Origin of the sequence: Bacillus sp. FSL E2-8868, from assembly GCF_038005505.1 — a bacterium.
GTDB classification, from domain to species: domain Bacteria; phylum Bacillota; class Bacilli; order Bacillales; family Bacillaceae_G; genus Bacillus_A; species Bacillus_A mycoides.
This window is the reverse complement of the sequence record NZ_JBBOTI010000001.1, coordinates 677,073-692,193: the sequence shown is the minus strand read 5'-3', so window position 1 is coordinate 692,193 and position 15,121 is coordinate 677,073. Positions and strand designations below refer to the sequence as shown.

Sequence of the window (15,121 nt, the reverse complement as noted above, 5' to 3'; positions counted from 1 at the left end):
ATTATACAAGAAATACCCTATAGAATAGACTTTTTTTCAGTGTCTATTCTATAGGGTACATTTTATAATCGGTAATCCTTTTTATATTTCTCCGCTATCTATTCGCTTTCTTTCTTCTAAATAACATAAGTAATCCCGCTCCAACAAACGCCAGACCTGCTCCAATTGTAGAAGCAACACTTGTACCTGTTTTCGGTAAATCACGTTCTTCTTTATTTTCACTTACAGTTGTTGTTTCTTTTGAGTTTTGATTATCCGTTGTAGTTTGTCCAGATCCTGTATTATTTCCATCTTGTTTTGGTTCATTTCCATTATTGCCTTCACCTGTTGGTGGTGTCGTTGGATTTTCTCCGTTATTGCCTTCACCTGTTGGCGGTGCCGTTGGATTCTCTCCATTATTGCCTTCACCTGTTGGTGGTGTCGTTGGATTTTCTCCGTTATTGCCTTCACCTGTTGGCGGTGTTGTTGGATTCTCTCCACCAGTTTCCTTATCATCATTCTTCTTCGTTATATCAATTGCATATTTAGCAAATTCATTTTCAGATGGTCCAACATATGATATCTTTCCATCTTTCTTTATATGATTTTGTGCATTTGGTGAAGAATCAAATGTTGTATTTAATTTATCTGCAACAATCGGCTTAAACGTCCAATTTTGATCTGCTGCTGGATCAATAACTGGTGTTTCTTGCATATACTTCACAATGATTTGACGTGTTTCATCTTGTGATTGGTATACAACTTCCCCTTTACTTACACCTGGGAACGTTTGGCTACTTCCACGATAGTTATTTGTAGCGACGATGAACTCTTGATTATCAGCTACTGGCCTCCCTTCATACGTCATATTTATAATACGATTCGTATTTGCATTTACAACTTTTCCATCTTTATCGTATTTCGCCGGTTGTGTTACATCAATTTCGTATTTTAAGCCATCTAAAATATCAAAGTTATATGTAGGATAGCCTATATTTACTAACGGCTGTTCTTCTGTTTTCTTTGAATCAATTTGATTAAACTGACCTGCAGACATTTCAAGCCATTCTTTCACTTGTGCCCCATTTACTTTTACAGCATATAACGTATTTGGATATACATATAAATCCGCTACGTTTTTAATTGCTAATGTCCCTGCTGGAATATCCGTATAATATGTAGCACCGTTTCGGCCACCCGCTTTAAATGGTGCTCCTGCAGATAATACTGGAATTCCTTTATATTTACTATATTGTCCGTTTTCAGCGAATAGCTTTTCTACATACCATTTTTGTGCATTTGTCACAAGTTGTACAGAAGGATCATCTTGTACTAATGAGAAATAACTATTAATTGGCGCTGTCGTTTTTCCTACAGCTGTATTCACATAATCAATTGTCGCTTGATGATCATCCTTAATTTCATTAACTAATCTTTGATCAGATTGTACTAATGGGTTCCCTTTACTATCAGCAATCGGACGAAGTTGCGGCTTCGATTGCTCTTTTTGTACTTCCCATTTTCCGTTTACCTTTTTCAATTGCATATCAATAATACCCAGGTTACTTCCAAAGACACCAGGCATTACAACAGGAACACCATTAAATACATCCTTCACTTCAGTATGTGAATGTCCCATTAATACTGCATCTACACCAGGAACCTCTGTTAAATAATACGAAGCATTTTCCATTTTGGGGCTACGGCCGCTCTTATCGACACCTGAATGGGCTAATGCAACAATAACGTCCGCACCTTGCGCCTTCATTTCTGGAACTAACTTTTCCGCTGTATCAACAATATCTTTCGCTTTTACTTTTCCTTCTAAATTTGCTTTATCCCAGTTCATAACTTGAGGTGGAACAAATCCCATTACACCAATTTTCACCTTTTGTTTTTGACCAGATTCATCCTCTACTTCTTTTTCAAAAATATGATATGGTTTAAAGTAGTTTTGGTCGTTCTCTTCATTATTATCTTTATCGTCTTTATAAACGTTCGAGTTAATAACCGGGAACTCTGTTTTACTAATCACTTTGTTTAAATAATCTAAACCGTAGTTAAATTCATGATTCCCAAGAGAGATGACGTCATACTTCATTAAATTCATTACACGATATAATGGATGTGTATAACTAGGATCCACAGGCTTCTTCGGATCATTTATTTTATTCGCTACATAATCTCCAAGCGGTGTCCCTTGTAATGCATCCCCATCATCAAATAGGACAGAGTTCTTCGCTTCTTCACGTGCTTTATTAACAAGTGTTGCAGTTTGCACGAGACCTACTTTATTATCTGTTTTCGTTTGATAATAATCGTAATTCATTAAGTTAACGTGAATATCTGATGTTTCTAAAATTCGTAAGTTAACTGTACTCTCCCCAGCTTTTTCCTCTGCTTGAGCTGTTGTTGGCAACACTTGCGGTGCTATAACGCCAATAGCAAGTGTTGCTCCAGCTAGCATTTTTTTTGACTTTTTCACAAAAAATCCCCCTTATACAATTACCCCAAAATAATGAAGTGAATCTCTATCAGTCTCTAACCACATACCTTTTTTCCTCTATTAGAGACACGATTTTCATTTCATCTTGCGCTAACGAGTAGTCCCCTTAAACGCCCGATTGATGAAAACTAACAATTAACGGGAGATAAAGCTCCCACTAAGTAGAATTTCACCTTATCTGACATTATCATATATAAAGTTCTTTCGTATCGTCAATATTTTTTGACAAACTTCAACAAATTTTCTGTAAAGTTATTATAAACTTTTCATAAACATATAATATGCCCTTACATTGCTAATACTGCTGAATATGATACAATTACCAATTACAAGGAGGATGAATTTATGAGAAAAGTCATCTTAACAATTGTTTGTCTCCTCCTTCTAATCATTTCTTATTCTAATTTTGAAAAGAACGATGAGACAAAACAAAAAGAAACTGAAAGAAAAACAGAAAAAACATCTGCTCCGAGTTGGATTGATAAGCAAACGAATGATTCCTTTTATCACCTCGTATTAGGTGATTCACTTGCAAAAGGATATGGATCTACACAAGGGGGATTTGCCGAATTAGCTTCTAAACAATTAGAAGGACAAATTCATAAACCAATTAGGGTAGAAAACCTCGGTGTAAATGGTCTCACTACAGATCGTCTCGTTAAAAAAGTCCAGTCAGAAGAAGTTCAACAAAAAATTAGGGAAGCAAATATAATTACTATTAATATTGGAGCAAATAATTTATTCCGCTTAAATCGTGATGTAGGTGTTATAGATGGTATTAAAATGTTAAATAAAGAAAAAGCCCGTTTTGAAACGGATGTAAAAAACATTGTAAAGACCGTTCGAGATCAAAATCCGAATGCTTTACTCATTCTATCTGAACTCTATAACCCTTTACAACTAGATGACTCCATCGCAAGTTATGCAGATATGTTTTTAGATGGTTGGAATGATTCTATTTATTCTATTTCAAAAGCACATCAACCGTCGATTGTTTTACCAATTCGCAAATTAATATCGAAGGATAAAAAAGATTTACTATTTGACCAAGTACACCCAAATGATAACGGTTATACGATTATTGCCAATACATTTACAAAGCAAGTGTTATCCTACAAATATTAAGGCTACCATGAAACAATTCTATTTTTATACCTTGTCTTTTTTGTTACAATGATAGTGGAAGGGGGCCGTTATATGGAATCACGCGAGTGGGAACGTATTGTTGATCATCTTCTTTCGCTAGTGCCTCTTTTTTATCGCAAATTTATGCTTCCTGGAGAGTTTTCTTCTCAAAGACATATGCCGCCATCACATACGCAAGTGTTACTGCTTTTGCATGAAAATGGTACATTAGCAGTTTCAGAAATTGGCAAGCGGCTAGCGATTTCACGGCCTAACATGACCCCTCTATTAAACAAACTTATTCAAGAAGAGCTAATAGAGCGTCATTATAGCGAAAAAGATCGAAGGGTCATTTTAATTTCCCTAACAACTGAAGGGAAAATGTTAGTAAGTCAGTATCAGCAATTCATTTTAGGAAAACTAAAAGAAAATTTTCAAACATTATCTGAGGAAGAGCGTGAAAAGCTCATTTATTCTCTTAAAACCATTCAAAATTTAATTTTGAAAACAAACGCATAAAGCTGCTTCTAAATAGAAGCAGCTTTATGATTCGTAATAATTACCATAGTATACATTTGAATACGGCCATGTCATTAAATACGGTTTTCGTTCTTGAACAAGTTGCTGCTCAGGCTGTTGCATTTGCTGTATTTGCTGTATTTGTTGTATTTGTTGCTGCCGATATACTCCGAATTGCTGTCTCACTCCAGTTACAGGATAATAATTCGCATATGGATATACTTGAGGTACATAGTAATAATACATTCATTCTCTCCCCCTTTTTCTTAAACATATTCAAAGGAGAAAATGAATGTGACATTCTTTATATTTGAACAAGTGGTTCTCTCACTTGTTTCTTTCTTTTCTTCAAACGTAACTTACGATTCTTTTCATATAAATAATGCACAACGAAATATGAAATTACCCCAAACACAATTCCTATTATCGTCATACCAATTAATACATACACTTCACTCTGTAATAAGCTCTTTAACATCGTAAAAATATGGCTCGAAAACAAATCTGATATCGTAAATGGTTCATGATGTATTTTCTGTACATGAAATGGGTAAATCATTTTTCCTAGCGCATAAGCAAACGGAAATAAAAATACTGGGAGAAACGATATTTTCCCAATAATATTACCAATGACTGCGGCTGGAAAAGATCCCTTTGCTAACCTTACAATTGGATAAAATATTAAATATACGAGAGATGCCGTATAAATCACCAACATTTCTAAACCAAATCCAATCGCAAAACCTAGCGACACTTTCTTTGCTCCTTCTGGCGATCGAAGCAACTTAAAATATTGAAACTTTAATATTCTCCACATCCGCTGAAAAAACGAATATGTTTTCTTAGTTGTTTTCAAATTCATCATCTCTTTAACTATATTTTTTTATCTAGTATGTCCTTACATGATATGAAAAACAAATTTAGTTTTCTCTTTTTATTATAAATGATATAGAGATAATTAACTAAATATACATCCGACATTTCCATATAAAAAAACCTCCCTTTTAGGAAGGCTCTTCTATATTTTTAAATAAACTCACTAATAAAGCTTTTTGCGCGTGCAACCTGTTACCAGCTTGCTCAAAAACGATAGACTGTGGCCCATCTATAATCTCTCCAGTTACTTCTTCTTCACGATGAGCAGGCAGGCAGTGCAGGAAACGATATGTTTGCTTTGCATGTATAACAAGCTCTTTATTTACTTGGAAAGGCTGGAATAAAGTATATTTTTCTGCTTCTCCTTCTTGGCCCATACTCATCCAAACGTCAGTATAAATAAAATCTGCTCCACTTACCGCTAATTCAGGATTATGTAAAATTTCAATTTCAGCCCCTGTTTCATCAGCAATCGCTAATGCTTTTTTAACAATTTCTTCATTCGGCTCATACCCTACGGGAGTTGCAACAGTCATATTCATTCCGACTTTTGCACTCGCTAGCAATAGTGAATGACATACATTATTCCCATCACCTACATAAGCTAATTTAACTCCTTTAAACGTATGAACTTCTTCATATATCGTCATTAAATCTGCCAATGCTTGGCAAGGATGATGATCATCAGTTAAACCGTTAATAACTGGGATACTGGACTCTTTTGCAAGCTCCTCTACATCCGCATGCGAAAATGTGCGTATCATAATTCCATCAATATAATGAGATAGTACTTTCGCAGTATCTGACACCGTTTCTCCTCTGCCAATTTGCATCTCTTTTCCACTTAAAAACATTCCATGTCCTCCGAGCTGTACCATTCCTGCTTCAAAAGAAACGCGAGTACGGGTTGAATGTTTATCAAAAATGAGACCTAATATTTTCCCTTGTAATAAAGGCTCCTGCTTGTTCTTTTTTAAATATATAGCGAACTCAATTAAAGAAATGATTTCTTCTTGCGTCAATTCTTCTAACGTTAAAAGATCTTTCGTATTTAATTTCGGTACTTGTACAGTTGACATGAAATTTCCCCCTTATATTATTGATGCATTTTTTGTACAAACCACTCTTTTTATCATATATATTGCCTGTTCTAGCTCTTCATTCGTTACAATAAGTGGTGGTAATAGTCTTATAACATTAGTCCCTGCTTGTAATACGAGAAGTCCTGCTTTTTCTAGTTGTTCTATGACATTTGCAACCTCATGCTTGCATTCGATTCCAATCATAAGTCCCTTACCACGAATATTTTGAACACATTCAACGTGTCGTAATTCTTCTTGCAATTTCTTTAATACGTACTCGCCCTTTTCCTGTACCTCTTTAAAAAACGATTGTTCCTTAATGAATTGCAATACTTCTTTCGCTGCAGTCATAGCAATATAATTCCCACCGAAAGTTGAACCGTGTGACCCGGCAGTAAAAGAAGAACCTAGTTCTTTTCGGCCAATCATCGCTCCAACTGGAATACCATTCCCAAGCGCCTTTGCGATGGTAACGATATCAGGAACTATTCCCATTTGCTCATAAGCGAATAGTGTTCCTGTTCTGCCTATTCCAGTTTGTACTTCATCTATAATAAAAAGAGCATTGTACTGATTACATAGTTTTTCAATTTCCTTCAAAAAGGATGGATCAGCTAATATTACTCCTCCTTCTCCTTGAATAACTTCTACCATTACCGCCGCAACTTCTTCATTCATTACTTCCTCTAATGCTCGTATGTCGTTAAATGGTATATGTAAAAAAGACGGAAGTAATGGACCGAATCCTTCTTTCACTTTATCTTGCCCTGTTGCACTCATCGTTCCAAATGTTCTCCCGTGGAAAGATTGCTCACATGTTACTACGAGAGATTTTCCAGTATGCTTACGTGCTAGTTTTAAAGCCGCTTCATTTGCCTCCGCCCCGCTATTACAAAAAAACACATGATCTAATGCTGTATCTTCTGTTAATAATGATGCGACCTCTTCTTGTAAGGAGTTCGTAAATAAGTTAGATATATGCCATATATTTCTAAGTTGCTTTTCTACTGCCTTTACAACCGTAGGATGACAATGTCCTAAGTTACATACTCCAATACCAGAAGTGAAATCTAAATATTGCTCACCACTTTTATCAATAACTTTCGCTCCATTGCCCTTTAGAAATTCAATTTCTCTTCTTCCATATGTTTGAAAAAGATGGCTTGTCATACGATACTCACTCCTTTTGTTACCGTAGTTCCAACACACTCTCCTGTAACCTCAGTAAAATCCTTTGTACCATTTACAATACTAGCCTTTTTCACTCCCATTTTTAACGATGTAAGTGCCGCCTGTACTTTCGGAATCATTCCACCTGTAATGACGCCTTGTTCTATAAAAGTAAGAATTTCATATTCATCCGTTTTCTTTACCAATCTTCCTTCGTGTAATACTCCATCTACGTCCGTTATAAAAATGAGTTCTTTTGCGGATAGTGCGGCTGCAATTCCAGCTGCAGCGGTATCTGCATTTATGTTATAAACCTCATTACCATTTATCCCAATTGGGGCAATGACAGGAATATAATTCATATCTATCAACCCTTTTAGTAAGGCTGTTTCTACATAACTTACTTCTCCTACATATCCTATCGCTTCGCCAACAGGTTGAACTTGAAGTAAATTACCGTCACATCCTGAAAGCCCCACCGCAAGTAAATCATGTTTTTGTAAATTCATTACGAATTTTTTATTCGTACTTCCGCATAGCACCATTTGAACAACATCCATAACCTCTTTCGGCGTTACTCTTAATCCATCTTTCTTTTCTATCTCGATATTAGAGTCTTCTAACTTGGCATCAATTTCTGGGCCACCGCCATGGACAATAACAACCTTATACTTATTTTGCAATTTCTTTATACAATCAAAAAAGACACTATTTAATCGATTCAACATGCTACCGCCACATTTAACTACAATATAATCACTCATCTTCTCTCTCCTTATGTACGATAACAAGCATTTATTTTCACATATTCATAACTTAAGTCGCAGCCCCAAGCTGATCCCGTTTCATCTCCTAAATGTAAACACACATCAATTTTTATTTCATGTTCTTGTAATTTCTTTGTCATTTCCTCTCCAGAAAACATTTGAGGCTCACTATTTTTTAATACGGCGATAGATTGAAGAGTGATATCAATTGTATTTGGGTTAATAATTACTTCACTCTGTCCAGTACTACTAATAATTCGTCCCCAATTTGGGTCCTCACCGTATATCGCTGTTTTCACAAGACTGGAACCGACTATTTGTTTTGCAATTTTCTTTGCTTCTTCATTTGTTCTAGCCCCTAACACGTTTACTTCTATTAACTTCGTAGCACCTTCACCATCTTGTGCAATTTTTTTCGCTAAATCTTCACATACCTTTTGTAAAGCAACTACGAAAGTTTCCCAGTCTTCATGTTCCATATTCATCGTTTTCGTTTCTGATAATCCACTTGCCATAACGATGACCATATCATTTGTAGAAGTATCTCCGTCCACCGTAATTTGATTAAACGTATGATTCGTAATTTGTGATAATGCTGTTTGCAATACTTCATGCTCTATATTAGCGTCTGTTGTAATAAAACTAAGCATCGTTGCCATATTCGGTTTGATCATCCCTGAACCTTTTGCGACCCCAGCAATGATCACTGCTTCCCCATCAATTATCATCTCATAGCAAGTTTCTTTCGTTATAAGATCTGTCGTTAAAATTGCTTCACAAAAAGAATAAGCTTCACTTACTTCCTTTGTTGGCACAAGAGATTCAATTCCCTTTCGAATGATATCCATCGGTAAAGGTACTCCAATTACACCTGTTGAAGCGACTGCGACGTACTTTTCTTTTACTCCAAAGTGTTCCGCTCCTAATGTTCGCATCTCATAAGCATCTTGCAATCCTTTCATCCCCGTACAAGCATTTGCATTGCCGCTATTTACAACAATTGCTTGTAATTTCCCTTCTGCTGCTATGCTCTCCTTCGTTACTTGCAACGGCGCTGCTTGTATTTGATTTGTTGTATACACAGCGGCACATGATGCTGGCACCTCACAAACGATTGCACCCAAATCCTTTTTCACCTTTTTCAGACCATTTGCAGTACCGATTGCCAAAAAGCCTTTTGGTGTAACAATTGAACCATTTGTTAATTTTGTAATAGACGATGCTTTAATCATAATTTCCCCCTTATGGATAAAGCGGCATATGCTGTAAACCCGTTGTCTCTTCTAGTCCCGCTAATAAATTTGCATTTTGAACTGCTTGCCCTGCCGCACCTTTCATCATATTGTCTATAACAGAAACGACCGTAACTCTTTCTGTTCTTTCATCGTAAGCTATCCCAATATCACAATAATTTGAGCCCCTTACTTCTTTCGGACTTGGAAATTCTCCTTGCGAGCGAACTCGAACGAAAGCTGAGTATTCATACGTTTCTTCATACAACTTTTGAAGTTGCTCTATTTTCATTTCCTCTTTCACTTTCGCATAAAGTGTAATCATAATCCCTCGTGATATCGGTATTAAATGTGTACTAAACGTGATTGGCTTCGTTTCACGATTCCACTCTGCAAGCATTTGCTCAATCTCAGGAACGTGCTGATGTTGATTAACTTTATAAATGTGTAAGTTATCGTATAACTCAGGAAAGTGAGTCATTGTTGTTGGCGTTTTGCCCGCTCCAGATACTCCTGATTTCGCATCAATAATAATCGAAGCTTCTTCAATTATGCCGCTACGTACTAACGGCGCTACCGCTAATAATGCAGCCGTAGCAAAACATCCTGGGTTTGCAATTAAATTTGCATTTTGGATCTCAGGCCTTTTCCATTCACTTAATCCATATACTGCTTTCCTAAGAAGTTCTTCCTGTGCAGCTGGCCTTTTATACCACAATTCATATGACGAGGGATCTATCATACGAAAGTCTCCAGATAGGTCAATTACTTTTAAACCTACTGCCAATAATTTTGGTGTTAACTCTGCCGATACTCCCGCTGGGGTTGCTAAAAATACAATTTCAGCTTCCTTCTCTATTTTCTCCGCATCAATTTCTTGTAACGTATGGACAAGAACATTTCGAAAATGCGGGTATACATTTGTCATAAATTCACCGACTTGTGAAAAAGAATGGAGAGATGCTATCGAAAAATATGGATGTTGCTCTAATAACCGAATTAACTCAATACCTCCATATCCAGTTGCTCCAATAATTGCGACTTTCATAAGCTCCTCCTCATATCTATTCTTTAAATTAAGTTTGATTATAATATTGCATAATTATAAAGTCAATTAAATATTTATAATTTTTAAAAACTTCAAAATATTAACCTCGCTATAAAAGCAATATACACAAGTGGATTTTTATGCAAAAATAGTGCATAGTAGTATTTTCATTTCACTTCAAGTACAATAAAACAATACATGTATACATACAGGCGGGGAAAAACATGAATAAAAAATTAATTGAGAAAATGATTATAAAAAGTTTTCGGCAATATCAATGTAATCCTGTTTCAAAAGAGGATCAGGAAATGCTAATTAAACATATTCAAATGATAATTCATTTAAATACTGAAATTGATGTATACGAGGCTGTTGAGGATATCGTTTACGATTATGTGACTGGAAAATAAAAAATAGGAGATTTCCATATGGAAATCTCCTATTTTTTACTTAATGATTTGCCTGCAACGCGTTCAAATAAACCTGGGAATAATGCGTAGAGCTTTGGCCCCATTCCCATCCACTTCGGCAAGTTTACTTCACGTTTTTTCGTTTGCATCGCCTTTACGATTTGTTCTGCTACATATGTTGGTTTTAACATGTAACGTCCCATATTTTTCACATATGTACCTGATTGATCGGCTATTTCAAAAAAGTTCGTATCTATCGGTCCTGGGTTAATTGCTGTTACATATACATTTGTGTTAGATAACTCCATACGTAAACTATTCGTAAATCCTAATACAGCGTGTTTTGTTGCTGCATAAGCACTCGACTTCGGAGTTGCAATTTTTCCAGCCAATGAAGCAATATTAATAATTTGTCCTTCGTTCCTTTTTACCATATTAGGTAATACCGCTTTCGTACAAGCTACTAATCCAAATACATTTACTTGAAACATATCCTTTACTTCATCCATTGAAGCATCTTCAAACGTTTTAAAAATACCAAACCCAGCATTATTTACCAATATATCAATACGTCCTACTTCTTGTAATACCTTTGAAAAAACAGATTGTACTTTCGTTTCTTCACTTACATCTAATACATAGTAATAGCAAGGCGTATTATAAGTTACTTTAATTTTGTCTGCTAATGCTTGTAGCTTCTCTTCTGTTCGAGCCATTAATACCGGCGTCGCCCCTTGCTCTGCAACCTGCATTGCAACTTGCTCTCCAATTCCACTAGAAGCACCTGTAATGACGATTACTTTTTCTTGTAAACGTCCCGTCATTGCTGTCACCTACTTTGCATAATAAATCAATTGTTGTGAAGATTCATCAATCATCACCTGTTGATTATATGCTAAAAAGTCTAATTGTCCAACAGTTTCTGAGATAGTAAGTGGTAATTGCTCTTTATATAATACCGGAAATAGTTTTACACACACCTCAAATGCTGTCATTGGCTTTTCCTTTAATAGTTCAAGCACTTTAAAAGCACGTGTCTCTTGCTTTTGTAATCTTGTTTCAATAAGTTGTTTCACATTCAGAACATCTTCCCCATGCCCTGATAAAATCCGTGAAATATTCATTTCACTTAAACGTTTTAACGTTTGATTGTACTGCAATAAAGGATGCGCTCTTTCTGTTTGCCCTTCATATGGTGGTTCTAATATTGGATTTGAAGAAATATGACTAATGAGAGCATCCCCACCAATTAATATTCCATCAGATTCTCTATATAATGAAATATGAGTGGAAGCATGACCCGGGGTTTCAATCACTGTAAATCCAGGTAAGGAATCTATACGATCTCCCTCTCTCACGGTATGTGTTAACGATCTATTACAAGAATATTTAAGTGTCTTCGTCGTCAATAACGCCTCACCATTCAGAAATACTGCTGGAACGCCGAACTGCAAGGCTGTCTCTTTAAAAAATTCATGATACCTCTTTAAAAATTCAGCATTCTGTGTAATCCACGGTTCATTCCAAGGATGTCCGATAATCTTTACTTTTTCAGAAAATGTATCTAAAAGTCCGCAATGATCCGCATGGTGATGCGTAATCACTACCGTTTCAATATCTTCTATCTTATATCCTAATGCACCTAATTGACTTTCTAGTGCTTTCTTTGCTTCTTCTGTATTTGTCCCTGTATCAATTAACGTTAATGTTTCTCCCTCAACTAAAAACACATTCACTGTCTCAACTGCAAATGGAACAGGAATCTCCATTCGATGAATCGCCGTCATGCTTAGCCCCCCCTGTCTTTTTCCGGTTCAAAAATGAATACCTCTTCAGTTTACAACTTCCCTATAAATTTGTCATTATTTTCAGATAAAAAGAGGTCTTTTCCATAAAAAAACGAATGTATGTACATTTATAAGTATTTCTAACCAAATTTAAAGGAGGCACATCATGTCTATGCAAAACATTTCCTTTCTCGGTGCAGGCTCTATTGCCGAAGCGATTATTGGTGGCTTATTAAACGCAAATGTTGTTAAGGGAGAACACGTCACTGTAAGTAATCGTTCTAACGAGACAAGATTACAGGAGTTACATAAAAAATACGGTGTCAAAGGTACACATAATAAAAAGGAATTACTTGCTGATGCAAATATTCTTTTTCTAGCTATGAAGCCAAAAGATGTCGCAGAAGCGGTTATTCCTCTTAAAGAATACATAAATAATGACTTGCTTATTATTTCATTATTAGCAGGTGTTTCTACTCATTCAATTAGAAACCTACTTCAAAAAGACGTTCCGATTATTCGTGCAATGCCAAATACATCTGCAGCCATTTTAAAATCCGCTACCGCTATCTCACCTTCAGAACACATAACGGAGGAACATATTCGCACTGCAACATCTTTATTTGAAACGATTGGTCTCGTCTCTGTTGTAGAAGAAGAAGATATGCATGCTATCACTGCATTATCTGGAAGTGGACCAGCTTATATTTATTACGTGGTAGAGGCACTGGAAGAGGCAGCAAAAAAAATTGGTTTAAAAGAAGATGTTGCAAAATCTCTTATTCTTCAGACGATGATTGGTTCTGCTGAAATGCTAAAAGCAAGCGAAAAACACCCTTCTATTTTGCGAAAAGAAATTACTTCTCCTGGCGGAACAACTGAAGCAGGTATTGAAGTATTAAAGGAGCATAATTTTCAACAAGCATTAATCTCATGTATTACACAAGCAACGAAACGATCACACGATCTTGGAAAAACATTAGAAGAAATAGCAAAAGAAAAATAAAAAACGGAGCTCAACTTTATTTGAGCTCCGTTTTTACTTTAATCATATGATATGCTTTTAGTTATTACTCTTACCAAAAATCTCTTCTTGCAAACGACGACCTGTCGGTGTTGCTGCAAGGCCACCTTCTGCTGTTTCACGAAGTGCTACTGGCATCGTTTGTCCAATTCTAAACATCGCCTCAATGACTTCATCACATGGAATTGTACTAGTTACACCAGCTAATGATAAATCAGCTGAAATCATGGCATTCGCAGCTCCTGCTGCATTACGTTTTACACAAGGTACTTCTACAAGCCCTGCAACAGGATCACATACTAAACCAAGCATATTCTTTAATGAAATCGCCATCGCTGTAGCTGCTTGATCTTGTGTTCCACCAGCCATCTCAACTGCTGCTGCAGCTGCCATTCCACTTGCTGAACCTACTTCAGCTTGGCAACCTCCTGCCGCGCCAGAAATACAAGCATTATTCGCAACAACCATACCGAAAGCTCCTGCTGTAAATAAAAATTCAATCATTTCTTCGCGTGTCGGCTGTAATTTTTCTTGTAGTGCAAACAGTACACCTGGCACTGTTCCAGCAGATCCTGCTGTTGGTGTTGCACAAATAATTCCCATCGCCGCATTTACTTCATTTGTCGCAACAGCTTTACTCACTGCGTCCAAAATCGTATCTCCAGATAAGCCTTTTCCACTCTGCATATACGCTTGGACTTTCACAGCATCCCCGCCAGTTAAACCAGTCGGTGATTTTACACCACGAATACCGCGTTCTACTGCTTGTTCCATCACGACTAAGTTCTTTTCCATTCCAGCAATTACTTCTTCACGTGAGATATTTCTTGTTTGCATTTCACATTGAATCATAATTTCTGCGATTTTTACATTTTGCTCTTTAGCTTGCGCCACTAGTTCCGCTGCGTTCCGAAACATGGTGTGTCCCCCCTGCAATTAATCCATAATAGTTACTTGACAAATATTTTGTTGCCCATTTATTTCCGCAATTACTTCATCTGCTAATAATTCATCTGTTTCAATGACCATAAGCGCTCTTCTTCCTTTTTCTTTACGAGAAACACTCATTGTACTTATGTTAATCTCATGCTTAGCAAGGATTGAAGCTACAGCTGCGATAGCACCAAAGCGATCGTTATTTACAATAAGTAGTGCTGGACTCGTGCCTGTTAATTGAAGATCGAATCCGTTTAATTCTACAACTTCAATTTTACCGCCACCAATTGAGCAAGCAACAACTTCAATTTCCTCTTCACCTTTATACAGACGAATTTTCGCTGTATTTGGATGCGGAGCATTTGCATCTTCTTCAATGAATTCCACTTCAATCCCGCGTTCTTTTGCAATATCTAACGCACTTGGAATACGTAAATCATCTGTTTCAAATCCTAGTATTCCACCGATTAGCGCTACATCCGTACCGTGACCACGGTATGTTTTTGCAAATGAACCATATAATGAAATGCTAACTCTCTCTGGTTCATGACGAAACAGCTGACGAGCAACTTGCCCCATTCTTGCCGCGCCTGCTGTATGTGAACTTGATGGACCAATCATAACCGGACCAATAATATCAAACACTGAGCGATACTTCAT

General features: G+C 36.5%; 16 protein-coding genes. 4 read left to right on the top strand and 12 right to left on the bottom strand.

All coding sequences use genetic code 11. From position 1 onward, the window contains the following. Nucleotides 1–94 precede the first annotated feature (94 nt). Nucleotides 95–2,464, bottom strand: a complete 2,370-nt coding sequence (gene cpdB, locus NSS74_RS03785) for a bifunctional 2',3'-cyclic-nucleotide 2'-phosphodiesterase/3'-nucleotidase (RefSeq protein ID WP_340813214.1) — start codon at nt 2,462–2,464, stop codon at nt 95–97. A gap of 366 nt (nt 2,465–2,830) precedes the next feature. Here cpdB and NSS74_RS03780 point away from each other — a divergent pair, with 366 nt between their 5' ends. Next, nucleotides 2,831–3,610: a GDSL-type esterase/lipase family protein gene (locus NSS74_RS03780; RefSeq protein ID WP_002143069.1), complete on the top strand. Its 780-nt coding sequence runs from the start codon at nt 2,831–2,833 to the stop codon at nt 3,608–3,610. Between the two features lie 72 nt (nt 3,611–3,682). After that, nucleotides 3,683–4,129 carry a MarR family winged helix-turn-helix transcriptional regulator gene (locus tag NSS74_RS03775; RefSeq protein WP_002088507.1) on the top strand — a complete coding sequence of 149 codons (447 nt, stop codon included), beginning with the start codon at nt 3,683–3,685 and terminating at the stop codon, nt 4,127–4,129. A gap of 24 nt (nt 4,130–4,153) precedes the next feature. On the opposite strand, the gene NSS74_RS03770 is transcribed toward NSS74_RS03775, so the two are convergent. The 7 genes from NSS74_RS03770 to argC all read right to left on the bottom strand — a co-directional run bounded on the left by NSS74_RS03770 (nt 4,154) and on the right by argC (nt 10,304). After that, a complete protein-coding gene (locus tag NSS74_RS03770) occupies nt 4,154–4,375 on the bottom strand; it encodes a hypothetical protein (protein WP_340813212.1) in 222 nt (73 codons plus the stop codon). A gap of 58 nt (nt 4,376–4,433) precedes the next feature. After that, complete coding sequence (locus tag NSS74_RS03765) at nt 4,434–4,985, bottom strand: DUF2062 domain-containing protein (RefSeq protein WP_002088510.1); 552 nt, start codon at nt 4,983–4,985, stop codon at nt 4,434–4,436. Between the two features lie 148 nt (nt 4,986–5,133). Further along, nucleotides 5,134–6,084 (bottom strand): ornithine carbamoyltransferase, encoded by a 951-nt coding sequence (gene argF, locus NSS74_RS03760; RefSeq protein WP_002014968.1) that lies wholly within the window; start codon nt 6,082–6,084, stop codon nt 5,134–5,136. 12 nt (nt 6,085–6,096) lie between these two features. Continuing rightward, the gene (locus NSS74_RS03755; RefSeq protein WP_002143073.1) at nt 6,097–7,257 is read right to left on the bottom strand and encodes an acetylornithine transaminase; all 1,161 of its coding nucleotides are present in this window, start codon (nt 7,255–7,257) and stop codon (nt 6,097–6,099) included. Beyond that, a complete protein-coding gene (gene argB / locus NSS74_RS03750) occupies nt 7,254–8,021 on the bottom strand; it encodes an acetylglutamate kinase (protein WP_002143074.1) in 768 nt (255 codons plus the stop codon). The genes NSS74_RS03755 and argB overlap by 4 nt, the downstream gene beginning before the upstream one ends. A gap of 11 nt (nt 8,022–8,032) precedes the next feature. Next, nucleotides 8,033–9,256, bottom strand: coding sequence for a bifunctional glutamate N-acetyltransferase/amino-acid acetyltransferase ArgJ (argJ, locus tag NSS74_RS03745; protein ID WP_002143075.1), 1,224 nt, complete (start codon nt 9,254–9,256; stop codon nt 8,033–8,035). 10 nt (nt 9,257–9,266) lie between these two features. Further along, nucleotides 9,267–10,304, bottom strand: a complete 1,038-nt coding sequence (gene argC, locus NSS74_RS03740) for an N-acetyl-gamma-glutamyl-phosphate reductase (protein WP_002143076.1) — start codon at nt 10,302–10,304, stop codon at nt 9,267–9,269. A gap of 224 nt (nt 10,305–10,528) precedes the next feature. Between argC and NSS74_RS03735 the strand changes: the two genes are divergently transcribed. Continuing rightward, the gene (locus NSS74_RS03735; protein WP_002033845.1) at nt 10,529–10,714 is read left to right on the top strand and encodes a YqzH family protein; all 186 of its coding nucleotides are present in this window, start codon (nt 10,529–10,531) and stop codon (nt 10,712–10,714) included. A gap of 29 nt (nt 10,715–10,743) precedes the next feature. Here NSS74_RS03735 and NSS74_RS03730 read toward each other — a convergent pair whose 3' ends face one another. Together NSS74_RS03730 and NSS74_RS03725 are read right to left on the bottom strand one after the other, a co-directional pair. Then, entirely contained in the window at nt 10,744–11,538 is a 795-nt protein-coding gene (locus NSS74_RS03730; RefSeq protein ID WP_002143077.1) for an SDR family oxidoreductase, read from the bottom strand. A gap of 9 nt (nt 11,539–11,547) precedes the next feature. Beyond that, complete coding sequence (locus NSS74_RS03725) at nt 11,548–12,501, bottom strand: MBL fold metallo-hydrolase (protein ID WP_002143078.1); 954 nt, start codon at nt 12,499–12,501, stop codon at nt 11,548–11,550. Between the two features lie 166 nt (nt 12,502–12,667). On the opposite strand from NSS74_RS03725, the gene proI reads away from it, so the two are divergent. Next, nucleotides 12,668–13,507 carry a pyrroline-5-carboxylate reductase ProI gene (gene proI, locus NSS74_RS03720; RefSeq protein WP_016100643.1) on the top strand — a complete coding sequence of 280 codons (840 nt, stop codon included), beginning with the start codon at nt 12,668–12,670 and terminating at the stop codon, nt 13,505–13,507. A gap of 57 nt (nt 13,508–13,564) precedes the next feature. On the opposite strand, the gene sdaAA is transcribed toward proI, so the two are convergent. Together sdaAA and sdaAB are read right to left on the bottom strand one after the other, a co-directional pair. Next, complete coding sequence (gene sdaAA / locus NSS74_RS03715; RefSeq protein ID WP_002033842.1) at nt 13,565–14,443, bottom strand: L-serine ammonia-lyase, iron-sulfur-dependent, subunit alpha; 879 nt, start codon at nt 14,441–14,443, stop codon at nt 13,565–13,567. Nucleotides 14,444–14,461: 18 nt separating this feature from the next. Further along, a complete protein-coding gene (gene sdaAB, locus NSS74_RS03710) occupies nt 14,462–15,121 on the bottom strand; it encodes an L-serine ammonia-lyase, iron-sulfur-dependent subunit beta (protein ID WP_002088527.1) in 660 nt (219 codons plus the stop codon).